This window comes from Cupriavidus sp. IK-TO18, from assembly GCF_015549295.1.
Taxonomy (GTDB): domain Bacteria; phylum Pseudomonadota; class Gammaproteobacteria; order Burkholderiales; family Burkholderiaceae; genus Cupriavidus; species Cupriavidus oxalaticus_A.
Genome location: NZ_JADGMP010000030.1, coordinates 219,955 through 244,714 on the forward strand (window position 1 = coordinate 219,955; position 24,760 = coordinate 244,714).

24 protein-coding genes are annotated in these 24,760 nt (G+C 68.0%); 7 read left to right on the plus strand and 17 right to left on the minus strand.

What is annotated here, in order from left to right:
- The first annotated feature begins 3 nt into the window (after positions 1-3).
- Together IPF36_RS23625 and IPF36_RS23630 are read left to right on the plus strand one after the other, a co-directional pair.
- Positions 4-651, plus strand: a complete 648-nt coding sequence (locus IPF36_RS23625) for a YbhB/YbcL family Raf kinase inhibitor-like protein (RefSeq protein WP_135704462.1) — start codon at positions 4-6, stop codon at positions 649-651.
- Between the two features lie 29 nt (positions 652-680).
- Complete coding sequence (locus tag IPF36_RS23630) at positions 681-1,355, plus strand: histidine phosphatase family protein (RefSeq protein WP_133093732.1); 675 nt, start codon at positions 681-683, stop codon at positions 1,353-1,355.
- Positions 1,356-1,395: 40 nt separating this feature from the next.
- Here IPF36_RS23630 and IPF36_RS23635 read toward each other — a convergent pair whose 3' ends face one another.
- The 17 genes from IPF36_RS23635 to IPF36_RS23715 all read right to left on the minus strand — a co-directional run bounded on the left by IPF36_RS23635 (position 1,396) and on the right by IPF36_RS23715 (position 17,494).
- Complete coding sequence (locus IPF36_RS23635; protein WP_133093733.1) at positions 1,396-2,121, minus strand: queuosine precursor transporter; 726 nt, start codon at positions 2,119-2,121, stop codon at positions 1,396-1,398.
- Between the two features lie 174 nt (positions 2,122-2,295).
- Positions 2,296-2,880 (minus strand): YSC84-related protein, encoded by a 585-nt coding sequence (locus IPF36_RS23640; RefSeq protein ID WP_133093734.1) that lies wholly within the window; start codon positions 2,878-2,880, stop codon positions 2,296-2,298.
- Positions 2,881-2,924: 44 nt separating this feature from the next.
- Positions 2,925-3,539 carry a hypothetical protein gene (locus tag IPF36_RS23645; RefSeq protein ID WP_240745920.1) on the minus strand — a complete coding sequence of 205 codons (615 nt, stop codon included), beginning with the start codon at positions 3,537-3,539 and terminating at the stop codon, positions 2,925-2,927.
- A gap of 214 nt (positions 3,540-3,753) precedes the next feature.
- Positions 3,754-4,809, minus strand: coding sequence for a Holliday junction branch migration DNA helicase RuvB (gene ruvB / locus IPF36_RS23650; RefSeq protein WP_133093735.1), 1,056 nt, complete (start codon positions 4,807-4,809; stop codon positions 3,754-3,756).
- 46 nt (positions 4,810-4,855) lie between these two features.
- Positions 4,856-5,437 carry a Holliday junction branch migration protein RuvA gene (gene ruvA, locus IPF36_RS23655; RefSeq protein WP_133093736.1) on the minus strand — a complete coding sequence of 194 codons (582 nt, stop codon included), beginning with the start codon at positions 5,435-5,437 and terminating at the stop codon, positions 4,856-4,858.
- Positions 5,438-5,511: 74 nt separating this feature from the next.
- Positions 5,512-6,726 carry a glycerophosphodiester phosphodiesterase gene (locus tag IPF36_RS23660; protein WP_240745921.1) on the minus strand — a complete coding sequence of 405 codons (1,215 nt, stop codon included), beginning with the start codon at positions 6,724-6,726 and terminating at the stop codon, positions 5,512-5,514.
- Between the two features lie 55 nt (positions 6,727-6,781).
- Positions 6,782-7,327 (minus strand): crossover junction endodeoxyribonuclease RuvC, encoded by a 546-nt coding sequence (gene ruvC / locus IPF36_RS23665; RefSeq protein ID WP_133093737.1) that lies wholly within the window; start codon positions 7,325-7,327, stop codon positions 6,782-6,784.
- Between the two features lie 866 nt (positions 7,328-8,193).
- The gene (gene purH / locus IPF36_RS23670) at positions 8,194-9,768 is read right to left on the minus strand and encodes a bifunctional phosphoribosylaminoimidazolecarboxamide formyltransferase/IMP cyclohydrolase (RefSeq protein WP_063236800.1); all 1,575 of its coding nucleotides are present in this window, start codon (positions 9,766-9,768) and stop codon (positions 8,194-8,196) included.
- Between the two features lie 22 nt (positions 9,769-9,790).
- A complete protein-coding gene (locus tag IPF36_RS23675) occupies positions 9,791-10,024 on the minus strand; it encodes a Fis family transcriptional regulator (RefSeq protein WP_019447044.1) in 234 nt (77 codons plus the stop codon).
- Positions 10,021-11,088 (minus strand): tRNA dihydrouridine synthase DusB, encoded by a 1,068-nt coding sequence (gene dusB / locus IPF36_RS23680; RefSeq protein ID WP_133093738.1) that lies wholly within the window; start codon positions 11,086-11,088, stop codon positions 10,021-10,023. The genes IPF36_RS23675 and dusB overlap by 4 nt, the downstream gene beginning before the upstream one ends.
- 304 nt (positions 11,089-11,392) lie before the next feature.
- Entirely contained in the window at positions 11,393-12,622 is a 1,230-nt protein-coding gene (locus IPF36_RS23685) for a UbiH/UbiF/VisC/COQ6 family ubiquinone biosynthesis hydroxylase (RefSeq protein WP_195430599.1), read from the minus strand.
- Entirely contained in the window at positions 12,603-13,088 is a 486-nt protein-coding gene (locus IPF36_RS23690) for a hypothetical protein (RefSeq protein WP_135704466.1), read from the minus strand. Before IPF36_RS23690 ends, IPF36_RS23685 begins: the two co-directional genes overlap by 20 nt.
- Positions 13,085-14,476, minus strand: a complete 1,392-nt coding sequence (locus tag IPF36_RS23695) for an aminopeptidase P N-terminal domain-containing protein (RefSeq protein WP_195430602.1) — start codon at positions 14,474-14,476, stop codon at positions 13,085-13,087. Before IPF36_RS23695 ends, IPF36_RS23690 begins: the two co-directional genes overlap by 4 nt.
- 118 nt (positions 14,477-14,594) lie before the next feature.
- On the minus strand, positions 14,595-15,332 hold the full coding sequence (gene murU, locus IPF36_RS23700) for an N-acetylmuramate alpha-1-phosphate uridylyltransferase MurU (protein ID WP_135704470.1): 738 nt from the start codon (positions 15,330-15,332) through the stop codon (positions 14,595-14,597).
- Positions 15,332-15,655, minus strand: coding sequence for an AzlD domain-containing protein (locus tag IPF36_RS23705; protein ID WP_133093742.1), 324 nt, complete (start codon positions 15,653-15,655; stop codon positions 15,332-15,334). The genes murU and IPF36_RS23705 overlap by 1 nt, the downstream gene beginning before the upstream one ends.
- Entirely contained in the window at positions 15,652-16,353 is a 702-nt protein-coding gene (locus IPF36_RS23710; RefSeq protein ID WP_255519884.1) for an AzlC family ABC transporter permease, read from the minus strand. The genes IPF36_RS23705 and IPF36_RS23710 overlap by 4 nt, the downstream gene beginning before the upstream one ends.
- Positions 16,354-16,459: 106 nt before the next feature.
- Complete coding sequence (locus IPF36_RS23715) at positions 16,460-17,494, minus strand: aminoglycoside phosphotransferase family protein (RefSeq protein ID WP_195430604.1); 1,035 nt, start codon at positions 17,492-17,494, stop codon at positions 16,460-16,462.
- 200 nt (positions 17,495-17,694) lie between these two features.
- Here IPF36_RS23715 and IPF36_RS23720 point away from each other — a divergent pair, with 200 nt between their 5' ends.
- Genes IPF36_RS23720 through trpS form a run of 5 tightly spaced genes read left to right on the plus strand, consistent with a single transcriptional unit; the run spans position 17,695 to position 24,713 of the window.
- Positions 17,695-20,136 carry an LPS-assembly protein LptD gene (locus IPF36_RS23720; RefSeq protein WP_195430607.1) on the plus strand — a complete coding sequence of 814 codons (2,442 nt, stop codon included), beginning with the start codon at positions 17,695-17,697 and terminating at the stop codon, positions 20,134-20,136.
- A 9-nt stretch (positions 20,137-20,145) separates the two neighbouring features.
- Entirely contained in the window at positions 20,146-21,618 is a 1,473-nt protein-coding gene (locus IPF36_RS23725) for a peptidylprolyl isomerase (RefSeq protein WP_133093746.1), read from the plus strand.
- A gap of 34 nt (positions 21,619-21,652) precedes the next feature.
- Entirely contained in the window at positions 21,653-22,756 is a 1,104-nt protein-coding gene (gene pdxA, locus IPF36_RS23730) for a 4-hydroxythreonine-4-phosphate dehydrogenase PdxA (protein WP_195430610.1), read from the plus strand.
- Between the two features lie 29 nt (positions 22,757-22,785).
- On the plus strand, positions 22,786-23,619 hold the full coding sequence (rsmA, locus tag IPF36_RS23735) for a 16S rRNA (adenine(1518)-N(6)/adenine(1519)-N(6))-dimethyltransferase RsmA (protein ID WP_133094207.1): 834 nt from the start codon (positions 22,786-22,788) through the stop codon (positions 23,617-23,619).
- Between the two features lie 56 nt (positions 23,620-23,675).
- Complete coding sequence (gene trpS / locus IPF36_RS23740) at positions 23,676-24,713, plus strand: tryptophan--tRNA ligase (RefSeq protein ID WP_133093748.1); 1,038 nt, start codon at positions 23,676-23,678, stop codon at positions 24,711-24,713.
- Positions 24,714-24,760 lie beyond the last annotated feature (47 nt).

Consider the following 24,760-nt stretch of genomic DNA (forward strand, 5'->3'; position numbering starts at 1 on the left):
CAAATGAAACTCTGGAGCAAGTCCTTCAACGACAACGCGCCGATCCCTGGCGAGTTTGCTTTCTGCGTGCCCGATGCCGCCAGCCACGTGGCCTTGTCGGCCAATCGCAATCCCGACCTGCACTGGGAAGACGCGCCGGTCGAGACGCGCTCGTTCGTACTGATCTGCCATGACCGCGACGTGCCCAGCAAGGGCGACGACGTCAACCAGGAAGGCCGCGAAGTGCCGGCCTCGCTGCCGCGCGTGGACTTTTTCCACTGGGTGCTGGTCGACATTCCGCCGGGCCTGAGCTCGATCGCGGCCGCCTCGCACAGCGATGGCGTGATCGCGCGCGGCAAGCCGGGTCCCGAGGCCACCGGCGGCACCGCCACCGCGGGTGGCCTGCGCCACGGCATCAACGACTACACCGGCTGGTTCGCCGGCGATGCCGACATGAAGGGCGACTATTTCGGCTATGACGGCCCGTGCCCGCCGTGGAACGACACGCTGCTGCACCACTACGTGTTCACGCTGTATGCGCTGGACATCGACCGCGTGCCGCTGGATGGCACCTTCACCGGCGCGCAGGTGCGCGACGCGATCCAGGGCCACGTGCTGGCGCAGGCCAGCCTGACCGGCACCTACACGCTCAATCCCAAGCTGGCGCAGTAAGCGGCTTCAAGGAAACCGAAGGAATCGGCATGTCGCTAAGCTCCGGGCTGCAATCGCTGGCCTTTACCCACCTGATCGTAATCCGCCATGGCGAAACGGCCTGGAACCGGGAGCGCCGGCTGCAAGGCCAGCTCGATATTCCGCTGAACGAGACCGGCCGCGCCCAGGCGCGCGCGCTGGCTGCCGCGCTGGCCGGCGAGCCGATCGATGCGGTGTATTCCAGCGACCTGTCGCGGGCCATGGAAACCGCTGCGCCGCTCGCCGAAGCGCTCGGGCTGCAGATCCGCCCCGACGCGCGCCTGCGCGAACGCAGCTACGGCACCCTGCAGGGCAAGACCTACGCCGAAGTGGCCGAGGACCTGCCCGAAGACTTTGCCCGCTGGCAGGCGCGCGTGCCGGACTACGCGCCGCCGCAGGGCGAATCGCTGCTCGGTTTCCACGAGCGCACCGTCGACGCCGTGCTGGCGCTGTCGCGCCGCCATCCCGGCGAGCGCATCGCGCTGGTCGCGCACGGCGGCGTGCTCGACTGCCTGTACCGCGAGGCCACCGGCATGACGCTGGAAGCGCCGCGCCAGCATGAGTTGCTCAATGCCAGTGTCAACCGGCTGCGCAGTGACAGCTCGCACCTGACGCTGGCGGCGTGGGGGGACGTGAGCCACCTGGAAAACCTGGCGCTGGACGAGGTGGACCGGCGAGTGCCTTGAAGCTTTGGATGTTCCTTCTCCCGCCCGGCGGGAGAGGGCTTCAGACCCTCACGCGGAACGGCGTGAAGTCGGTATGCCGGTCGAAGTAGTCCTCGTTCTCCGCCCGCTTCAGGAACCCAACCACCTTGTACGTCACCGGCGTCATCACGACTTCCCAGCCGGTCTTCAGCACATACTGCGCCACGGCGACCTGGACTACCTTCTCCAGCGGCCAGATGCCATAGAAGGCGATCACGTAAAACAGCGACGAATCCACCAGTTCGCCCGCCAGGGTCGAGCCGATCGTGCGCGTCCACAGCCACCGCCCCCCTGTCCACAGCTTCATCTTGGCCAGCACATAGCTGTTGGTGAAACTGCCGCAGCAGAATGCGATCAGCGACCCAAGCGCGATGCGCCAGGTGTTGCCAAACACATCCTGCAAGCTCTTCTGATAGTCCGCCATGAATGGCGCGACCGGCATGTTTAGCACCACCAGGCTCATGAAGGTGGCGAACGCCAGCGCGGCAAAGCCGGCCCAGACCACGCGCCGGTCACGGCCATAGCCGTAGACCTCGGTCAGCACGTCGCCAAAGATGTACGAAATCGGAAAGAACAGCACGCCGGCGCCGAAGGTCACCGTGCCGATCACGGGCAGCGTCACCTGCGCCGCCTTGGCCGCGCCGATCAGGTTCGAACACAGCAGCACGGTGACGAACGCCACCATGACGAAGTCATAGTAGCGGTAGACGCGGCCCGGTTGGGTCGTGCTGGCGGGGACGGCGGACATGGGGGCTCCCGGTCGGACGCGCTGGCGCGTATTTTGGGCGCGATTATGCCAGCGGGCCGCGGATTCCGTCGTGCCTGCCGCGGACCGGTCCAAGCGTTGCTGCGGCCGCCTGAAATGAAGATTCCCGGCCGAAGCCGGGAATTTCGGATGCAGCGGCGCAGCCGGGTGGCCGCGTCAGATCTCCAGCTTGCTGATCTTGGAGCCGTTCACCGAGACGTCGAACATCAGGCCGGCATTGGTCTGCACGAAGGCAATCACCGGCTGCTGGCTGGTCAGGGTGTCGAGCCTGCCGTCCGCCCCGACCTTGGCCACCGCCACGTTGGCATCGGCGCCGGCGGTCCAGCCCTTGCTGGCAACAAACTTGTTGTAGGCCTCCGGGGTCATGAACATGATGATGACGGCCTTGGACTGCCCGCCGGCGGTCAGCCCGACCGAGGCCTGCGTGGTGCTGTAGTAGCCGACCGTCGCACCCTTCGATCGCAGCGCACCCTCGCCGTATTCGCCGCCTACCACCAGGCCGGCCGAGATGACACGCGGGAACACCAGGACCCCCTGCGCACGCTGCGCCAGGTCGCGTGCGCCGGCGTTGGCCGCGAACAGCCGGTTCAACGCCCCGTCCACCCCGGCATCGATTTCCTGCTTCTTGGCGACCGGGTCTTTCGAGGCGCTGGTGCCGGTGGTGGTGCAGCCTGCCGCCATTGCGGTGGCAACGAGCAGGCCCGAGCCGGCAACCCGGGTAACAAAGTGGCGACGATTCATAGGTAACCTCCTGGTGGGGAAAAGTACCGCGCCCGGCACGGTGTTTAGTTGGCTGCGGCCGCCGCCGGTGCCTTGACCGTGATGGCCACCACTTCACGATAGACGAGCTTGGCCATCTGTCCGCGCTTGATCTGGTTCAGGTCGATGGCGGGATCCTCGACCTTGACGGTGCGCAGCGTCTCGCGCGGTCCACGGAACGTGACCAGGCGCTTGGCCGGATCGACCTTGGTGATCTCGGCGGTGACCGTGGTGGTGATCTCGCGCGCGATGCCGGGCTTGCCGCCTTCGGCGGCGCGCGTGGTGCGGTCAACCTGCTCGGCCATGGCCGTGGTCTTGCTGTCGAGCGGCTCCAGCGATGCCACCAGGGCCGCGCCCCGGGTCACGGTGACGATGTCGCCCTTGCGCACCTGGCCGAAGTTCTTCGCTTCGTCGCCCGCGACCAGTTCGACCACATTGCCGCGCGGGCCTTGCACCAGCACCGCCTTGGAGTTGGGATCGATATCAATGATCTTGCCGCTGATCACGGCTTCTTCGGCGACGCCGACGGGACCCTGCGCACGCTGGGCGTTGGCGTTCCCGGCAGCCAGCAGCGCCAATGCGGCACTGGCCAGGGTGGCGGCGAGAAGGGACGAGGCGGAGCGGCGCAGGCGACGGCTCATGGCATTCCTTGCAGGTTCGGAAACCGGTTCACAATGGCGCCGCAACCGCGGGGCAACCTTGGGCTGCCTACTGGACGGTCATCGGCGGGCACCGGCAGGTGCCGATGAAGCCATTGTGGACAATGGGCCATGGGCCAGCAATCGACTTCGAAAAAATTTGGGGCGCGAGATTAAAACGTTTAATTGGCTGATGCCGACGCCCCGTCGCCGCGCCTTACTGCCCGTCGAACAACTCGCCGCCGCCAGGCTGCGGCGACGCCAGCCCGAAATGCCGGTAGGCTGCCGCCGTGGCCACGCGCCCGCGTGGCGTGCGCTGCAGGTAGCCCTGCTGGATCAGGTAGGGCTCGAGCACGTCCTCGATGGTGTCGCGCTCCTCGCCGATGGCCGCGGCCAGGTTGTCCACGCCCACCGGGCCCCCGCCGAACTTGTGCAGCACCGCTTCCAGCAATTTGCGGTCCATCAGGTCGAAGCCGACGCGGTCGACGTCGAGCATGGCCAGCGCGGCATCGGCCATCTCGCGCGTGATGGTGCCGTCGCCCTTGACCTCGGCATAGTCGCGCACGCGGCGCAGCAGCCGGTTGGCGATACGCGGGGTGCCGCGCGCGCGCCGCGCGATCTCCAGCGCGCCCAGCGGATCGATGCTGGCGTGCAGCAACTGCGCCGAACGCGTGACGATGCGCGCCAGTTCCTCGGCGTTGTAGAACTCCAGCCGCGCCACGATGCCGAAGCGGTCGCGCAGCGGATTGGTCAGCATGCCGGCGCGCGTGGTGGCGCCCACCAGCGTGAACGGCTGCAGGTCGAGCTTGACCGAACGGGCCGCCGGGCCTTCGCCGATCATGATGTCGATCTGGTAGTCCTCCAGCGCCGGGTACAGGATCTCCTCGACGACCGGAGACAGCCGGTGGATCTCGTCGATGAAAAGCACGTCGTTGGCTTCCAGGTTGGTCAGCAGCGCCGCCAGGTCGCCCGGGCGCTCCAGCACCGGCCCAGACGTTTGGCGCAGGCCCACGCCCATCTCGCGCGCGATGATATGGGCCAGCGTGGTCTTGCCCAGCCCCGGCGGGCCGAACAGCAGCACGTGGTCGAGCGCCTCGCGCCGCTTGCGCGCGGCGTGCATGAAGATATCGAGCTGCCCGCGCACCTTTTCCTGGCCGACGTACTCGTCCAGCAGCTTGGGCCGCAGCGCGCGCTCGAACGCCTCCTCCTGCGACGAGGCGGGGGTGGCGGAAATTACGCGGGCGGGGGCGGAAAGCTTGTCGGTCTCGATCATGGCGCTGATGGGGGATACCCCGGAAAACACCCCGCCATTCTACGCCTCAGCCCTTGGACAAGGCCTTGAGCGCCAGCTTGATGCCCTCGGACACGCCGGTGCCGGCCGGCACCTGCTTGATTGCCGAGGCGGCTTCCTTCTCCGAGTAGCCCAGCGCAAGCAGCGCGTTGAGCACATCGACGGCGCTGTCGGGCACCGCCGCGGCGCCGGGCGCATGCCCCAGTTCCGCGCCCAGCTTGCCCTTGAGCTCGAGCAGCAGCCGCTCGGCGGTCTTCTTGCCGATGCCCGGCACGCGCGTCAGCCGGCCCGCTTCCTGCAGCGTGATCGCCTGCGCCAGCTCGGATACCGACATGCCCGACAGTACCGCCAGCGCCATGCGCGCGCCGATGCCGCTGATCTTGATCAGCTCGCGGAAGGTATTGCGCTCGGCCGCCGTGCCGAAGCCGTACAGCAGGTGCGCGTCCTCGCGCACGATCAGCTGGGTCAGCAGCGTGACCGGCTGGCCCGACGCCGGCAGGTTATAGAAGGTGCTCATCGGTACGTCGACCTCATAGCCGACGCCATGGCAGTCGACCAGCAGGTGCGGGGGATTCTTCTCGATGAGGGTGCCGGCGATGCGTCCGATCATGTCTGGGCTTGTTGGGTAGGGGATGAAGCGGCCGCAAGTGTACCTCGCGGCCGCATTGCTGCCATCTTGCCGCCTCAGCGATTTGCATCGACCGCGCGGCGCCCCAGCGCCGGGTCGTCGGTGAAGAAGCCATCGACGCCGGCCGCGATGAACGCTTCCAGCTCGCGCACCATGCCCGACGGGCTGCGCGTGGCCTCGTCGCCGCCGGTCTGCAGCGCCTTGGGCAGGAAGCTGTTCTCCGGGCGGAACGTGTAGGGATGGACGAACAAGCTGGCGGCATGGGCCTGGCGGACCAACGCGGTCGGCGCGGCGAGCGCGCCCTGGGCGTCGCGCGGCACGACGCTGCTTTTCTCCGGGCCGATGCCGTCGGCGTAGGACGCCACCTCCCGCAGGCCAGTCGTATTCAGCATGTCGCCGAAGGTGCGGTTGTCGCCGGCGAGCTTCCAGTCGGCGGGACTCTTGCGCGGGTTGCCGACCAGTTGCACCAGCCTGACGTTGGGCTGCGCATGCCCGAACGTGCGGCGCAGCGCGCGCAAGCTGCCGCCTTCGAAGCACTGGATGAACAGCGGTGCCTGGCGGAGGTAAGGCTGGGCGCGCACCGCGGCGGCGAGCTTGTCTTCCATGGGCAGGCCGATGCCGCGGAAATAGCTCGGATGCTTCAGCTCGGCGTAGATGCCGATGGGTTTGCCGGTGCGAAGCGATGCCTGCTCGGCAAGGCGAACAATCTCATCGAAGGTGGGAATCTCGAACTGGTCGTTCAGCCGCGCATTGGCCGGGCGCAGGCGCGGGATGCGCTCGCGCGCGCGCAGCGTCTTGAGTTCGGCCAGCGTGAAGTCTTCGGTGAACCAGCCGGTCAGGCGCTCGCCGTCGATGACCTTGGTGCGCTTGCGGTCGGCGAATTGCGCCACGTCGGCGACATTGGTGGTGCCGGTGATGTCGTTTTCGTGGCGGGCCACCAGTACGCCGTCGCGGGTCATGACGAGGTCGGGCTCGATCGCATCGGCGCCGTCCTCGATCGCCTTGGTGTAGGCGGCCAGAGTGTGTTCGGGGCGCAGCGCGCTGGCGCCGCGATGGGCGATGACCAGCGCCTTCGGTTTCTCCGCGGCGGAGGGCTGCTGCGGCGTGCCTGTTGCCGGGGCCGGCGCCGGCGGCGCATGGGGTTTCGGCCGGGGCGCGGTGACACAGCCGGCGACCAGCATGGCGCCGGCAGCGGCCGCGGTGACCGGGATCCGCCAGCGCCGCAAGGCAAGCATTACGGGGCGGACGAGGACATCAATCTGGGTGGGCATTCAGTATTCCTGCGGGAAGTCGAATGCCTGATTGTAAGAGACTCGGGATGCTGGCTCAGCCGACCAGCCGGCCGCGTCGCACACGCATGCCCTTGCGCGCCAGTTCCGGGGCCATGCCGGCCAGTGTGCCCAGCGTATTGCCGCCGTTGGCATGGCAAATGGCCACGCCCAGCGCATCGGCCGCGTCGCTGCCGGGCTGGCCTGGCAGCATCAGCAGGCGGGTCACCATCTCCTGGACCTGCGCCTTGTTGGCGCGGCCGTAGCCGACCACTGCGACCTTCAGCTGCAGCGCGGTGTATTCGAATACCGGCAGGCCGTAGCCGACCAGCCCGCAGATCGCTGCGCCGCGGGCCTGCCCGAGCAGCAGCGTGGATTGCGGGTTGACGTTGACGAAGACCTTTTCGATCGCGGCGCAGTCGGGGGCATAAGTGCGGGAGATCTCGCTGATGCCGTCGTAAAGCGTCTTCAGCCGTTCCGGCAGGCTCTCGTTGCCGTTGCTCTTGATCGTGCCCGAGGCGATGTAGGCAAGCTTGTTGCCTTGTTTCTCGATCACGCCAAAGCCGGTGGTGCGGAGGCCGGGGTCGATGCCTAGGATTCGCATTTTGGGTTGAATTGGTGTTCGGTTTTGGCGCTGTGGTCGCTGTTGGTGACATGCTGTCGGCCGTTGAACCGCCTGGTTCCGCCCTCCTGGGCGGGTCACTTTTTGTCCGAGCGACAAAAAGTAACCAAAAAGCGCGTTTACGGCCCTGCGGGCGGGCACTCTTATCGTAGTATGCGGCGGTTTTCGTACGGGGCTTTGCTTCGTTGCAGAGCAGGACTGGCTGACGCCGTGGTGCGCCACGGTGGCTCGGCGTTGAAGCGATGTTTGAACGAGCCCAGAGCTGTGGCGGGCCCCTGCTGCTGGCGGCATGGTAGGAACGCCTACGGCTGCGCTGCGCGCCGGCCCTAAAGGCAGGGCTGCGCCCACGTCCTGGTCCGCGCTTCGGGCCCGACGTCCTCCACGACCGCGCTGTGCGAGCGCAGCGACGCACTCCGTGCCCGAGCATCCGCCTTACGATACTGAGCGCGCTCAGCGCAGCCGAAGGCGTTCCCCGCGTTGACGTCGGCAGCAGGCGGCCTACGCCCTGCATGGGGATCGTTCAATAGTGGCTCGACTCAGCCAATATCCCAAACTCACCTGGCGTAGCAGGTTCGAACCACTAGGCCATATCGAACGGAAATCACCGCCGCCCGAACCACCCACGCCGCCAAATTGATAGCCAGCCGCTCAGGCGACGCGTTTTTTGGTTACTTTTTGTCGCTCGGACAAAAAGTGACCCGCCCAGGAGGGCGGAACCAGGCGGTTCAACGGCCGACAGCATGTCATCAACAGCGTCGATTCCGCCCCGCCTGCAACCAGGCGTTTCAACGGCCGACAGCCTGTCACCAACAGCGACAAGCTCCAGCCGTCAAACAAAACAAAACCGCTTAATGCCTGAAATGCCGCGTCCCAGTCAGCACCATCGCAATCCCCCGCTCATCCGCCGCAGCAATCACCTCATCATCCCGCACCGACCCACCCGGCTGAATCACGCAGGTAGCACCCGCATCCACAACAACATCCAACCCATCACGGAACGGGAAAAACGCATCCGATGCCACCGCGGAACCAGCCAGCGTCAGCCCGGCATTCTGCGCCTTGATGCTGGCAATCCGAGCCGAATCCACACGGCTCATCTGCCCGGCACCAACACCCAGCGTCATGCCACCACCACAGAACACGATGGCATTGGACTTGACGAACTTCGCCACCCGCCACGCAAACATCAGGTCATCCATTTCCTTCGGCGTCGGATGACGGCGCGTCACCACGCGCAACTCCGAAGGCTGCACATTCTTGGCATCCGGGCTCTGTACCAGCAGGCCGCCGCCAACACGCTTGAAGTCGAACTGGTTGATGCCCTTGCCCAGCGGAATCTCCAGCAGCCGCACGTTCTGCTTGGCCGCGAACACTGCGCGCGCGGCGGCGCTGAACGACGGCGCGATCAGCACTTCGACGAACTGCTTGGCCACCGCCTGCGCAGCGGCTTCGTCCAGCTCCACGTTGAAAGCGATGATGCCGCCGAAGGCCGAGGTCGAATCGGTCTTGAACGCCTTCTCATACGCTTCCAGCGCGTTGGCACCCAGCGCCACGCCGCACGGATTGGCGTGCTTGATGATGACGCAGGCAGCCCCATTGGCCGCATCGAACGACTTCACGCATTCCCACGCCGCATCGGCGTCGGCGATGTTGTTGTACGACAGCTCCTTGCCCTGCAGCTGCACGTAGTTGGCCAGCGCGCCATCCACCGCCTTCAGGTCCCGGTAGAACGCCGCCGATTGATGCGGGTTCTCGCCGTAGCGCATTTCCTGGACCTTGTCGAACGCCAGGTTCAGCGTCTGCGGGTAGGCGCTGCGTGCCTGGTGCGACTTGTCGGCACCCAGGCTGGTCAGGTAGTTGGTGATGGCACCGTCGTACTGCGCCGTGTGCGCGAACACCTTGGTCGCCAGGCGGAAGTTGGTGTCATAGCCAACCGCATTGCCGTTGGCACGCATTTCGTCGAGCACCACGGCGTAGTCGGCCGGATCGACGATCACGGTCACGTCGCGGTGGTTCTTGGCCGCCGAGCGCAGCATGGTCGGGCCGCCGATGTCGATGTTCTCGATCGCGTCCGGCAGCGTGCAGTCATCCTTGGCCACGGTCTGCTGGAACGGGTACAGGTTCACCACCAGCAGGTCGATCGTGGGGATGTTGTGCTCGGCCAGCGCGGCCATGTGCTCGGGCAGGTCGCGGCGCGCCAGGATGCCGCCGTGGACCTTCGGGTGCAGCGTCTTGACGCGGCCGTCGAGCATTTCCGGGAAGCCGGTGTAGTCGGCCACCTCCGTCACGGGCAGGCCGCTGTCGGCCAGCAGCTTGGCGGTGCCGCCGGTGGAAAGCAGCGTCACGCCGAGCGCGTTCAGTTCGCGCGCGAATTCGACGATGCCGGTCTTGTCGGATACGGAAAGGAGGGCTTGCTTGATCATGGCTGTGGGAAACGCTTCAAATTCAAAGTAAACCGTGCTGCTGCAGCTTCTTGCGCAGCGTGTTGCGATTGATGCCCAGATAGGCGGCCGCCAGCGACTGGTTGCGCTCGGCGCGCACCATCACGGCTTCCAGCAGCGGCCGTTCGACGGCCTCGAGCACCATGTTGTACATATTGGACGGCTCTTCACCGTCCAGGTCGCGAAAATACGTGTCCAGGCTATCCCGGATGCACTGGTCGATAGCGTTGCGGCTCATGCGGCAAGCAACTCCCCGTTATTGTTGTTGTTCGCTTCGTCTTTATCTTGTTTGCCCTGCTCGTCGTCCACGTACACCAGCCGGTCCGAGTACTGCGCCTGCTCGTCGAAGAAGGCGTTGACCGCCGCCAGTTGCTCGGTGGTGGATTCCAGCGTGTTCATCCGGTGCCGGAACAGGTTCGCGCCGCGCAGGCCGCGCGTGTACCAGGCAATATGCTTGCGCGCGGTGCGCACGCCGGTGAACTCGCCGTAGAAGGCGTAGTGGTCTTCCAGGTGCGCGTTCATGATCGCGCGGATCTCGGCCACCTCCGGAGACGGCAGCATTTCGCCGGTCTTCAGGAAGTGCTCGATTTCACGGAACAGCCACGGCCGGCCCTGCGCCGCGCGGCCGATCATGATCGCGTCCGCGCCGGTCAGCGCCAGCACCTGCTTTGCCTTCTGCGGCGTGGTGATGTCGCCGTTGGCGACCACCGGAATCGAGATCGCTGCCTTGACCGCGGCAATGGTCTCGTACTCGGCGTCGCCGTGGTACAGGTCGGCGCGGGTGCGCCCGTGGATGGTGAGCATGCTGATGCCCGCGTCCTCGACCATGCGCGCGATGCGCAGCGCATTGCGGTTCTCGCGGTTCCACCCGGTGCGGATCTTCAGCGTGACCGGCACGCGCTCGCCGACGGCGGCGACCACCGCCTCGACGATGCGCACCACCAGCGGCTCGTTCTGCAGGAGCGCAGAGCCGGCGGCCACGTTGCACACCTTCTTGGCCGGGCAGCCCATGTTGATATCGATGATCTGCGCGCCCCGGTCGACGTTGTAGCGCGCCGCCTCGGCCATCATCGACGGCTCGGCACCGGCGATCTGCACGGAGATGGGCTCGACCTCGCCGGCGTGGTTGGCGCGGCGCATGGTCTTTTCGCTTTTCCACAGCTGTGCGTTGGACGCCACCATTTCCGACACCGCATAGCCGGCGCCGAGCTGCTTGCACAGCTGGCGGAACGGCCGGTCCGTCACGCCCGCCATGGGGGCGACAAACAGGTTGTTGCGGAGTTGGTGAGGTCCGATCTGCACGATAGAGCGACGATAGCGCGGGTTCTGCTGGGGGCCCTGCCGCCTTGGCGGCGCGCGCGCCGCCGACGGGATCGGGATGGCCTGCTCTGGCTCGGGAGCACTTGTGGCGATCGGGCGAAACAGAGACGAAACGGAAAAACATGCCCCTGCCGAAACTGCTGCCGGCGATGGATCGGGACATGTGCGAGGCCGAGATTCTACCGCCAAACGGGAGTGACTGCCCAAGAATTGAGCATCGATGGCGCAATCTGTAGCGGGATCCGTGGCGCGTGGCGCACGCGCCACAGATCCCCGATGCCAGTTTTCAGCGGCGCATGCCGAACATCATGTGGCGCGCCAGCGCGTGCCGCAGCGGCGGCAGGCAGGCCAGTGCCGCCAGCGACGCCCCGCGGGCATGCGCGGCAAGCGGGTAGGGCACGCCGAACAGGCGCGGCAGCAGGTCGGTGACGCCGATGGTGACCGCGCGGTCGAGCCGATGCCGGCTGGCAAAGGCCTGCAGCGCCTGCGGCGTGCAGGCGGCACGCAGCGAATCGGCCAGCGCGAAGGCGTCGCGCAGGCCCAGGTTGAGGCCCTGGCCCGCCACCGGGTGCAGCGTCTGCGCCGCATTGCCGACCGCAGCGACGCGGCCGCTGACCGTGACCGGCGCGGCGTTCAGCCCCAGCGGGAAGGCATGGCGCTTGCCCGCCAGCGTGAAGTAGCCCATGCGGTCGCCGAAGGCATGGCCAAGCTCCAGCGCGAACTCCGCGTCGGGCAGCGCCAGCCGTCGCGCGGCCTGTTCGGGCGGGCAGCACCACACCAGCGCGTAGCCGGCAACGCCATGTTCGTCGTGGGGCAGCAGCGCCAGCGGGCCTTCGTCGGTAAAGCGCTCCCAGGCCCAGCCCGGCTGCGGCCGCGAGCAGGCCACATGGGCGATCACGGCGGTCTGCCCGTAGTCGCGCGTGCGCGCGCCGCGGCCCTGGTGCCGGGCCTGCTCGTGAAACAGGCCGCCCTCGGCCTGTATCGCCACCCTGGCGGTAAAGCGCGCGACCTGCCCGTCATGGGCGGTGCCAGTCAGCCGCACCGTGCCGCCGTCGGGATCGTCGCCAGTGCCGGCGGATGGCGCCTGCTCGATCTGGTCGATGCGGGTCTCGAATACGCGCTGCAGCCGGTCGGCGGGGCAAGCCTGCGCGGCGCGCGCGAGGGCGCGTTCGAGCACATCGCACAGCTCGCCATAGCGGACCACATAGCCCAATGCCGGCACGCCGTAGTCGTCATGGTGCAGCCGGACATGGCCGAAGCGGCCGCGCTGCGACACGTGGATATGCTCGATCGGGCTGCCGGGCACGGGCCACGCGCCGATCTGCTCGAGCAGCTGGCGGCTGCCGTGCGACAGCGCGATCGCGCGCGGGTCGCGCGCGGCGCGCGCCGGCGTGGCCGCATCGATCAGCGCGATGCGCCAGTCGGTGGTGCGCAGCAGCTGGCAGGCCAGCGCCAGTCCCACCGGGCCGCCGCCGACGATGGCGATGTCCTGGATATCAGCTGGCGCGGCCGGCATCGTCACTGCCTCCTGCATTGCCGCCGGTGCCATCGCTGCCGCCGATGCCAGTCTCGCCGGCCCCGCGCTTCCAGCAGATCGCGTCAGTGCGCGACTTGCCGGCCGCAGCGTCGCGCAGCGCATTGTCGAGCTTCTGCTGGCTGAAGCCGGGCAGCGCGCGCAATTGCTCGAGCAGCGCGGCATAGTTGGCGGCATCGGCCGGGACCACACAGCCCTGGCCGCTGTCGGGCGCGCCGACCAGGATCAGCCAGGCAGCGCCCGCCCAGGGTTCGCGATTGGAGACGCGGACCACGACGCGTTCCAGCGTATCCCATGCGATTTCCTCGCGCTGCCCATCGGGGCGGTGCACCACGACGCGGTCGTCGAACAGGTTGATGATGAACGGTTCCGACGGGTTGCGCGGTTTTGCGGCCGCAGCCTGGGTGCTGCCCTGGCCGGGAAAGAGTCTGCGCAGCCAACCGATCATCGCCGGCCTCCGGCATCGCGCATCAGCGCTTCGATCTCGTCGGCATGCACCGGCACGCCGCGGGTGATCAGCTCGCAGTCGCCATCGGTCACCACGGCGTCATCCTCGATGCGGATGCCGATATGCCAGTAGCGCTCCGGCACGTCCTGCGCCGGTCGCACGTAGATGCCGGGCTCGACGGTCAGCACCATGCCCGGCTGCAGCGGCCGCCACGGGCGCTCGCCTTCGCCGCTGTGGCTGGCGACGCGGTATTCGCCCACGTCGTGCACGTCCATGCCGAGCCAGTGCCCGGTGCGGTGCATGTAGAAGCGGCGGTAGCTGCCGCTGGCCAGCACGTCGTCGAGCGTGCCTTCCTTGTTGCGGTCGAGCAGGCCGGTATCGAGCATGCCTTGCGCCAGCACGCGCACGGCGGCATCGTGCGGCACGTTGTAGGGCACGCCGGCGCGGGTTTCGGCGATCGCAGCTTCCTGCGCCGCCACCACCAGGTCATACAGCTCGCGCTGCGCGGGCGAAAAGCGCCCCGACACCGGGAAGGTACGGGTGATGTCCGAAGCGTAGCCGTCGAGCTCGCAGCCGGCGTCGATCAGGCACAGGTCGCCATCCTTCAGTTCGGCCGGGCCGGCGCGGTAGTGCAGCACGCAGGCGTTGGGGCCGGCGGCGACGATCGAGTTGTAGGCCACGCTCTGCGCGCCGTGGCGGCGGAATTCATAGAGCAGCTCGGCTTCGAGGTGGTATTCGCGCAGGCCCGGGCGCGTGGCGTGCATCGCGCGCACATGGGCGCCGGCGGAGATTTCGCCCGCGCGGCGCATGATGGCCAGCTCGCCCGCGTCCTTGAACAGCCGCATCTCGTCAAGCAGCGTGCGGATATCGATCGCTACCGACGGCGCCGACACCCCGGCACGGCCCTGCATGCGCACGGCGTCGAGCCAGCGGCGCATCTGCACGTCGGTGCGGGTCGACTCGGCCAGCGGGTAAGCGACCTGCGCGCGATTGGCCAGCAGCGGCGGTAGCGTCGCATCGATCTCTTCGAACGAATGCGCCTCGTTGAAGCCGAACGCGGCGCGCGCCCCTTCGGGGCCGTAGCGGAAGCCGTCCCAGATCTCGCGCTCCTCGTGCTTGGGGCGGCAGAACAGGATGCTGCGGTCGGCATCGGCCGGGTCGCCCGGCGCGCCGGCCACCAGCACCAGCACGGCCTCGGGCTCGGTGAAGCCGGTCAGGTAATAGAAATAGCTGTCGTGGCGGTACGGATAGTCGCTGTCGCGGTTGCGCATCGCTTCCGGCGCCGTAGGCAGGATCGCCACGCCACCGCCGCCGGCGCGCAGGTGCTGCAGCACACGGGCGCGGCGTTCGCGGCAGGCGGCGAGGAGGGCGTTGTCGGGTGCGGACATGGTGTGGCCTGGGGAAGAGGAGGATCAGGCCGATTCTAACGCCGCCGGGCGCGTTGCAGCGGCGGTGCTGCAAAAGGCGCGTCGCGCCACTGCCATGGCGCGCTTCCATACCCCTGATTCAACGCCCCACGGAGGCGACCGGCACAGGCGCAATACTGGCGTCCAGCTCTGCCAGCTGCGCCGGCGTCCCAACGTTTTCCCAGCGCCCGTCGAAACGTTCTCCGCTGGCGGTGCCGGCGGCGATCGCGGCGCGGTAGAAGGGTGTCATGGCGACCCGCGTGCCAGTCGCGATGCCGGCGAACAGGCGCGTATCGTACAGGCCGATATTGCCGAAGGTGAGGCGCTCGCCGTGGATCGGGTGCTCCTCCAGCGATAGCCGCCCTTGCGCGTCCATTCCGAAGTCGCCACGCGGATGGAACGCGGGGTTGGGCACCATGACCAGGTGCATGCGCGGCTCGGCGGCGCCGGCTATCGCGACGGCGCGGGGCAGGAGCTTGCGGAAGTCGTAGTCGCAGAAGATGTCGCCCGACACGGCCAGGAAGATCTCGCCGCGGGCCGGGTCGTGCGACAGCAGCGGCAGGGCCTTGGCGATGCCGCCGGCGGTTTCCAGCGCCTCGGTTTCGGGCGAGTACGCGATGCGCACGCCGAAGCGGCTGCCGTCGCCGAGCGCGGCTTCGATCTGCTCGCCCAGCCACGCATGGTTGATGACGATGTCGCGCAGGCCGGCGCGCGCCAGCGCTTCGATCTTCCAGACGATCAGCGGCTTGCCGCCCACGGCCAGCAGCGGCTTGGGGCAGGTATCGGTCAGCGGGCGCATGCGGTCGCCGCGGCCGGCGGCGAAGATCATGACCTTCATCAGAACAGGGCCTCCAGGGCAAGCAGCGCGGCCATGCCGCCGGCAATGGTCCAGCCGACGCTGCGGGTACGCGCGGCGATCAGGATGGCGACCACGCCGGCCACCAGCCGCGCATTGGTAGGGGTGAGCGCGAGCTCGCCGCCCTGCATCAGCAGGTCGGGGGCGATCAGCGCGGACAGCATGGCGGCCGGGACGAACTGCAGCGCGGTCCGGAACCACGCCGGCAGCCGCACGCGGCCTTCCACGGCAATGAATGACAGGCGGATCAGGAAGGTCGCCAGGCCGGCGGCCAGGAAGACCCATAGCAAGGTCAGCGCATTCATGCGGCCTCCTTGCCGACCGAGCCGGCCCGATCCGCCGCGCCGGCCCGGCGCGCGCCGGGGCGGTTGCCGCGGCCCAGTACCAGCATGCCGGCGGCGATGCCGCCCAGCGCCGCCACCATCAGCCCGAGCTTGTGCGGCAGGCTGTAGCAGGCCACCGCCAGTATGCTGGCGGCCACCGCAGCGGCCACGTGCGAGCGGTGCTTGAGACCGGGCACGATGATGCCGATGAACGTCAGCGGCAGGAAGAAATCGAGCGGCCAGTCGCGCGGCACCTGGGCGCCGACCAGCACGCCGGCCAGCGTCGACACCTGCCAGCTGGCCCACAGCGCGAAGCCGCCGCCGAAGTAGTACCAGTGGCGGTATTGCGCGCGCGGGCCGGTATCGCCCAGCCGGTGCGTCATCGCGGCGAAGGCCTCGTCGGTCAGCAGGTAGGCGATCAGCGCCTTCCAGCGGCGCGGCAGGTGGGCCAGCGTGGGCGCGATCGTCGCGGAATACAGGGCGTGGCGCAGGTTGACCATGGCCACCGTCAGCGTGATCACCACCGCGGGCGTGCCGGCGGTCCACAACTGGGTCAGGATCATCTGCGAGGCGCCGCCGAACACGATCGCGCTCATGGCGCAGGCCAGCCACGCCGGCATGCCGGCGCCGACGGCCAGCACGCCGTAGATCAGGCCGAACGGCACCACGCCAAGCAGCATCGGCGCGAGCGCGCGCGCGCCGGCCAGCCATTCGCCGAGGGCGGTGATGGCGGGACTGGCGTCGGAGGCGTGCGGCCGGGCCGGGTGGTTGGCGTCAGGCACGTCGTCAGAAGGTATAGCCGGCCGGGCTGGCCGCGCCTTCCAGCGCATCCAGGAGGCGGATCAGCTTGCGCAGCTCGGTATAGCGGCCGGCAACGTTGCGGGTGTACTTCAGCACCAGCGGCAGGTTGGCGAGGTAGCCGTCCTTGCCGTCGCGGTGGTACAGGCGGGCGAAGATGCCCAGCACCTTCAAGTGGCGCTGCAGGCCCATCCATTCGAAATCGCGGTAGAACTCGCCAAAATCGGCATTGACCGGCAGGCCGGCCTTGCGCGCGCGCTCCCAGTAGCGGATCAGCCAGTCGAGCTGCTGTTCCTCATCCCATTCGATATAGGCGTCGCGCCACAGCGAGACCGCGTCATAGGTGATCGGGCCGATCACCGCGTCCTGGAAATCCAGCACGCCAGGGTTGGAGCCGCCGTCCAGCACCATCAGGTTGCGCGAGTGGTAGTCGCGGTGCACGTAGACCTGCGGCTGCGCCAGGTTGTTGGCAAGCAGCGTATCCATTACTTCACGCAGGTCGGCCTGCTGGGCGTCGCCCAGTGTGGCGCCAAGGTGTTTGGCCACGTACCACTGCGGGAACAGGTCGAGCTCGCGCTGCAGCAGCGCGCGGTCGTAGGCGGGCAGTTCGCCGGGGCGGGTGGCGGCCTGGATGCGGACCAGCGCCGCGGCGGCGTCGGCATACATGCCATGGGCGGTGGAGTCGTCCAGCCGTGACAGGTAAGTCTGGCTGCCCAGGTCCGCGAGCAGCAGGAAACCCTGCGCCAGGTCCTGCGCCAGCACGGTCGGCACGGTCACGCCGGCCGCGCCGAACAGCTGGCAGACGTGGATGAAGGGGCGGCAGTCCTCGTGCGCCGGCGGCGCGTCCATGACGATGGCGGTCGGGTGCGCCGGGTTGCCGGTGCGCACGCGGAAATAGCGCCGGAAGCTGGCATCGGCCGATGCGGGCACGCAGGAGTCGGGATCGGCGGACCATGCCGGGCCAAGGCCGGACACCCAGGCCTTGAGCTGGTCCAGGCGCGGGTCGTGGGGAAGAGCTGCCATACAGGAAGGGCGCGGAAAAATATCGTGGAGCGGGGCAAGCCGGCCGCAAGGGCAGGTTTGGATGCCCCGTATAATACCCGACCAGACCCGGGCGCCGGGCGGCCCCCGGGAGGGGCCTTCGTTGCCCCGCAGCCTGTTCTGGCAGGGGTTGGCGGCTTGCAGGCGGCCGCAGCCCACGCCGAGACTGACAACCCGTGCGAATGACCGAACAACGACGAACACCGAATAACAAGGCCTTGCTTTCGCCTGCCCCCTCTGGCGCCGCCGCCCGCGCCAGGCGCGCCGGCCGCCTGAACGCGGGCCGGCTGCGCCCGCTAGTGCTGGCCATGGCCGGGCTGTCGGCCGGCGCGCAGGCGCAGATGTCTGGCTCGGCGATTCCGGACCTGGACCAGGTCGAGCCGGTGTTCGAAGCCGCACCGCAGGTGCCCGAGCTGCCCGCGGTCTCGGGCGAACTGGTGCCGCGGCTGGCCGAGCCTCCCAAGACCAGCGAGCCTGATTCCGGCGCGCCGACGTTCATCGAGGGCGACCGCATGACCGGCTACAGCGAGCGCGGCGTCGAGCTCGAGGGCCATGCCGAACTGCGTCGCGACGGCGGCGTGGTCAAGGGCGACAAGCTGAGCTACGACCAGGATACGGACGAGGCCCATGCCGAGGGCAACGTGCGGCTGTCGCGCAGCGGCACGCTGGCAGTGGGGCCGGAGGCGAAGCTTAAGGTCGAGGCCAACGAAGGCTACATGCTGTCGCCCGACTACTACTTCCAGCAGACCGGCGGCGCCGGCAAGGCCGAGCGCATCGACTTCCTGGACAAGGACCGCAGCACCATCAAGCGGGCGTCGTACACCACCTGCTCGCCGGACAATGCGGACTGGTATTTCAGCGCCAACCAGATCGACCTGGACAGCGATCGCCAGGTGGGCGTTGCCTATGGCGGCGTGCTGAATTTCTTCGGGGTGCCGATCGCGGCAGCGCCGGCATTCAGTTTTCCGTTGAACGATGATCGCCGCAGCGGCTTCCTGGCGCCGTTGATGGGTTACGGCTCGCGCTCGGGTTTCGACCTGACGGTGCCGTACTACTTCAACATCGCGCCGAACCGCGACCTGACCATCTACCCGCGGCTGATGACGGAGCGGGGCCTGCAGCTGGGCGGCGAGTACCGCTACCTGGGGCAGGGCTACTCCGGCCGCATCCGCGCCGAGTTCCTGCCTGACGACCAGAAGACCAACTCGAACCGCTGGGCCTACTCGATCCAGCACAACCAGAACCTGGCCAAGGGGCTGAACGCCTACCTGAACGTCAACCGGGTCTCGGACGACCAGTACCCGGACGACTTCAACCGCAGCGTGGCGCAGTCCGCGCAGCGCCAGTACGTGCAGGAAGGCGGCGTCACCTACAACTGGCAGGATTTCTTCCTGATGGCGCGGGTGCAGAAGTTCCAGACACTGCGCCCCAGCGAGCCATCGTACGAGCGCGTGCCGCAGCTCAACGGCAAGTACCTCCGCTATGACCTGGGCGGCTTCGACGTGCAGGTGGAGGCCGACTACACCCGCTTCCGCATCCCGCTGACGTCCACGGGCTTCCAGCAGCCGCAGGGCGAGCGCATGTATGTCCAGCCGAGCATCAGCTACCCGATCGTGCGCGCCGGCTGGTACGTGACGCCGAAGGTCACGTTCAACGCGACCCAGTACCAGATGGAGTCGCAGGACAACACGCCCAACGCGCAGACCAACTTCTCGCGCGTGCTGCCCACCGTCAGCCTGGATTCGGGCATGACGTTCGAGCGCGAGGCGCCGACCATGAGCCGGCTGTTCGGCGTGAACTACCTGCAGACGCTGGAGCCGCGCCTGTTCTACGTGTACACGCCGTTCCGCGACCAGAGCCTGTTCCCGCTGTTCGACACGGTCCAGTCCGATTTCGGCTACGGCCAGATCTTCAGCGAGAACCCGTTCACCGGCTACGACCGCATCGCCGACAACAACAAGATCACCGGTGGCCTGACCACGCGCCTGATCGAGTCCGACTCCGGCATCGAGCGCTTCCGCGGCACCATCGCGCAGCGCTACGACTTCACCGGGCAGCGCGTGCAGCTCAACGGCACGCTGGCGGACCCCAAGCCCGGCGCATCCGACCTGCTTGCCGCGACCACCATCCAGATGTTCCGGGGCTATTACCTGGACATGGGCTTGCAGTACAACCTGGATACCGACCGGGTCAACTACGGCAACGTGGCGTTTTCATACCGCCCCGAGCCGCGCAAGGTCTTCAACGCCGGCTACCGCTACCGCCGTCCGACCGCCGTGACCGATAACACCGCGATCGACCAGTTCGAGCTGTCGGGCCAGTGGCCGATCACGCGGCGCGCCTACGCCATCGCCCGCTTTGCCTTCGACCTGAGCGCGAGCCAGATGGTCGATACGCTGGCCGGCGTCGAATACGCCGCGGATTGCTGGGTCGGCCGCGTGGTCTACCAGCGTTTCCGCAACACCACGCAGGGCTATACCGGGCGGGTCTTCCTGCAGGTGGAGTTCCGTGGCCTTTCCAAGATCGGGTCCAATCCGCTGAACATCCTGCGCCTGAACGTGCCGGGCTACGAGCCTGTGTCCGCCAAGCCGGTGCCGACGACCCAGTACGATCACTATGAATGACGGATTAAGATGAAACGTCAAGAATTCGCCGTGTTTTCCTTTCTTATGACGTCGTGGCACCGCCTGCTGCTGCCGGCCGTGCTGGCCGCGATCGCCGTGCCGGCCGCCGCGCAGCTGAAGGCACCGGGCGCGGGACGTGCCACCGGCATCTTCGTGCCGCAGTCGTCCGACGTCACCGCGCCGGCGAGCCAGCCCAAGCTCGGCGTGCCGCAGCCCGGCGACCAGAAGCGCTCGCAGCTGGTCGACGAGGTGGTTGCCGTGGTCAACAACAGCGTGATCACGCGCCGCGAGCTGCTCGACCGCGCCGACGAGATCGAAGGCCAGCTGCGCGCCGCCGGCCGTCCGGTCCCGCCGCGCGCGGACCTGCTCGGCGAGGTGCTGGAACGCCTGGTGATGGAACGCGTGCAGACCCAGGCCGCGCAGGAAGCCGGCATCCGCGTGACCGACCAGGAGATCGACCGCGCCATCGAATCGGTGGCGCAGCAGAACCGCATGAACGCCACCGAGCTGCGCCGCCGCGTGGAAGCCAGCGGCATGACCTGGACCAAGTACCGCGACGAACTGCGCAAGCAGGTCCAGGTGATTCGCCTGCGCGAGCGCGAGGTCGATTCCAAGGTTCAGGTCTACGACGGCGAGATCGACAACTTCCTGGCTGCCCGCGGCGGCCAGGCCGGCGCTACCGGCCCGACCGAATACAACGTGGCGCAGATCCTCGTGCGCGTGCCCGAGAATGCCTCGGAGGCGCAGAAGCAGGCGCAGCGCGCCAAGGCCGAGGGGCTGCTGAAGCAGGCCCAGGGCGGCGCGGATTTTGCGCAGCTGGCGCAAGCCAATTCGGAAGGCCCGGAAGCCGCGCAGGGCGGCGCCATGGGCTTCCGCGAGATCGGCCGCCTGCCGGCGCTGTTCGCCAACTCGGTGGTCGACCTCCAGCCTGGCGCCGTGGCGCCCCAGGTGGTGGAAAGCGCCGCGGGCTTCCATGTGGTCAAGCTGGTGGCCAAGCGCGCCGCCCCCGCATCCGGCACGGCCGCGGCAGGGAAGATCACGCAGACGCAGGTGCGCCATATCCTGATCCGCACCGGCCCCAACATGCCAGAAGCCGAGGCGCGCCGCCAGCTCAGCACGCTGCGCGACCGCATCACCCACGGCGGCGACTTTGCCGACGCGGCCAAGCGCTTCTCGCAGGACGGCTCGGCACAGAACGGCGGCGACCTAGGCTGGGTTTCGCCGGGCGAGCTGGTGCCCGAGTTCGAGCAGGCCATGAGCCGCCTGCGCACGAACGAGATCTCCGAGCCGGTGGTCACGCAGTTCGGCGTGCACCTGATCCAGGTGCTGAACCGCCGCGAGACCGAGCTGTCGCCCGAGAAGCAGCGCGACTTTGCCCGAGCCGAGGTCCGCGAACAGAAGCTGCGGGCCGCGTATGATGACTGGGTGCGCCAGCTGCGCTCGCAGGCGTACGTCGAGTACCGCATCAACCGGCAGCGCTGATACGCGCACGCGCCGCCGACTCGCCCACGCCGACATGCCTGACCCGCTATCCCTGGCCATTTCCACCGGCGAACCCGCCGGCATCGGCCCCGATATCACCATCGGGGCGTTGCTGCAGCTCGCCGGCGCCAACCATGGCAACAACGGCGGCAGCGGGCACTACCGCTTCCATGTGCTGGGCGATGCCCGCCTGCTGGCCGATCGCGCCGCGGCGCTGGGCGTGACGCACGCCTGGGAGCGGCGCATCGCCGACGGCGACGTGGTGATCGAGGATATCCCGCTGGCGGTCGCGTGCGAACCGGGCCGGCTGGACGCGCGCAATGGCCGGTACGTGCTGGCGCTGCTCGATGCCGCCATCGCCGGCTGCCGCCCGCATGGCCGCGCCGCGCCGCGCTTTGCGGCCATGGTCACGGCACCGGTACAGAAGAGCACCATCAACGACGCCGGCGTGCCTTTCACGGGCCACACCGAATACCTCGCCGACAGCGCCGGCGTGCCGCGCGTGGTGATGATGCTGGCCGGCCCGCAGCCCGCGCACGACCACGCCATGCTGCGCGTGGCGCTGGCGACCACCCACCTGCCGCTGCGTGCGGTGCCCGACGCGCTTTCCGTCCCGCTGCTGTTGCAGACCCTGACCATCATCGATGCCGACCTGCGCCGCTACTTCGGCATCGCGCGCCCGCGCATCCTGGTCACGGGCCTGAACCCGCACGCCGGCGAAAGCGGGCACATGGGCCGCGAAGAGATCGACATGATCGTGCCCGCGCTGGCGCAGGCCAAGGATGCCGGCATCGATGCGCGCGGCCCCTTCCCGGCCGACACGCTGTTCCAGCCGCGCCACCTGCGCGATGCCGACTGCGTGCTGGCGATGTACCATGACCAGGGGCTGGCGCCGCTGAAATACGGCACCTTCGGCCACGGCGTGAACATCACGCTGGGGCTGCCCTTCATCCGCACTTCGGTGGACCACGGCACCGCGCTGGACCTGGCTGGCACCGGCCAGGCAGAGCATGGCAGCATGATCGAGGCCATCCGCAGTGCGGTCACCATGGCCGGCCATGCCAACGGCCGCCATCCCGATGGCGCCGGCGCCAGCCATCCGGGCCATCCCAATCCTGGCTTGCAGCCGCCTTGCTGAAGCCGGACCTCATGCTGCAACATCGAACCATGCGTTCCAACGTGCACCAGGGCCATGTGGCCCGCAAGCGATTCGGGCAGAACTTCCTGGTCGACGACACCATCATCCACGGCATCGTCAATGCCATCAGTCCGCAAGCCGAAGACGTGCTGGTCGAGATCGGGCCGGGACTCGGCGCGCTGACCAGCCCGCTGCTCGAACGCATCCCGCAGATGCAGGTGGTCGAGCTCGACCGCGACCTGGTCGAGCGGCTGCGCCGCCGCTACGGCGAGCGCCTGCAGGTCCATGCCGGCGACGCGCTGGACTTCGACTTCGGTAAGCTGGAAGTGCCGGGCAGGCCGCTGCGCATCGTCGGCAACCTGCCGTACAACATTTCCAGCCCGCTGCTGTTCCACCTGATGCAGTTCGCCGACCGGGTGCGCGACCAGCACTTCATGCTGCAGAAGGAAGTGGTCGAGCGCATGGTGGCCGAGCCCGGCAGCAAGGCCTTCGGCCGGCTGTCGATCATGCTGCAGGTGCGCTACTACATGGAGCATGTGCTGGACGTGCCGCCGGGCAGTTTCAACCCGCCGCCCAAGGTCGATTCGGCCGTGGTGCGGATGATCCCGTGGCCGCGCCATCACGACGGCCGCCTGCGCTCGCCGCATGCCGATTGCGACATCACCGTGCTCGGCGACGTGGTCACCGCGGCGTTTTCGCAGCGGCGCAAGGTGCTGCGCAATACGCTGTCGTTCCTGCGCGACCAGGTCGACTTCGACGCGATGGGCTTCGACCTTGGCCGCCGCGCCGAGGAAGTGCCCGTTGGCGAGTATGTCGAGCTGGCCCGCCGCCTCGGCGGCGGCGCTGCGGGGCAGGCCGCCTGAAGCCCCAGATCAACGAATTCCGAATTTCCGCGACTTATTTCGTGCAAGACCGTTCCATGACAGCCCAAACCAGCCAAACCAACCGGCGTCCCGTGATCCTGACCGGCGACCGTCCCACCGGCCCGCTGCACCTCGGCCACTTCGTCGGCTCGCTGCAGAGCCGCGTGGCGCTGCAGGATTCGCATGAGCAATACCTGCTGCTGGCCGACACCCAGGCCATGACCGACAACGCGCACGATCCCGACAAGGTGCGCCGCAACGTGCTGGAAGTGGCGCTGGACTACCTGGCGGTCGGCATCGACCCGGCCAAGACCACCATCACCGTGCAGTCGCACCTGCCGGCGCTGGCCGAGCTGACGCTGATGTACCTGAACTTTGTCACGGTATCGCGGCTGGAGCGCAATCCGACCATCAAGGAAGAGATCCAGGCGCGCGGCTTCGGCCGCGATATCCCGGCCGGCTTCCTGTGCTACCCGGCCGCGCAGGCCGCGGACATCACCGCCTTCAAGGCCCAGGTGGTGCCGGTGGGCGAAGACCAGGCCCCGCTGATCGAGCAGACCAACGAGATCGTGCGCCGCATCAACAACCAGGTCGGCCGGGACGTGCTGCCGGAGTGCAAGGCGCTGATCCCCAAGTTCGGCCGCCTGCCCGGCGTCGACGGCAAGGCCAAGATGAGCAAGTCGATGGGCAACGCAATCGCGCTGGGCGCGTCGCCGGAGCAGATCAAGGCCGCGGTGCACAGCATGTACACCGACCCGAACCACCTGAAGGTGTCGGATCCGGGCCAGGTCGAGGGCAACGTCGTGTTCACGTACCTGGATGCGTTCGACCCGAACACCGAGGAAGTCGAAGCGCTGAAGGAACACTATCGCAAGGGCGGCCTGGGCGACATGGTGCTCAAGCGCCGCATCGAAGGCATCCTGCAGGACATGCTGGCGCCGATCCGCGCCCGCCGCGAAGAGCTGGCCAAGAACCCGGACTATGTGTTCGATGTGCTGCGCCAGGGCACGCAGAAGGCACGCGAACTGACCCAGCAGACGCTGGAGGAAGTGCGCGACGCGCTGGGGATGTTCTCGTTCGAGGCGCGCCGCTGATTGAACAGCATGCCGTCGCACGTCGGCGGTTTGTTCCCCTCTCCCGT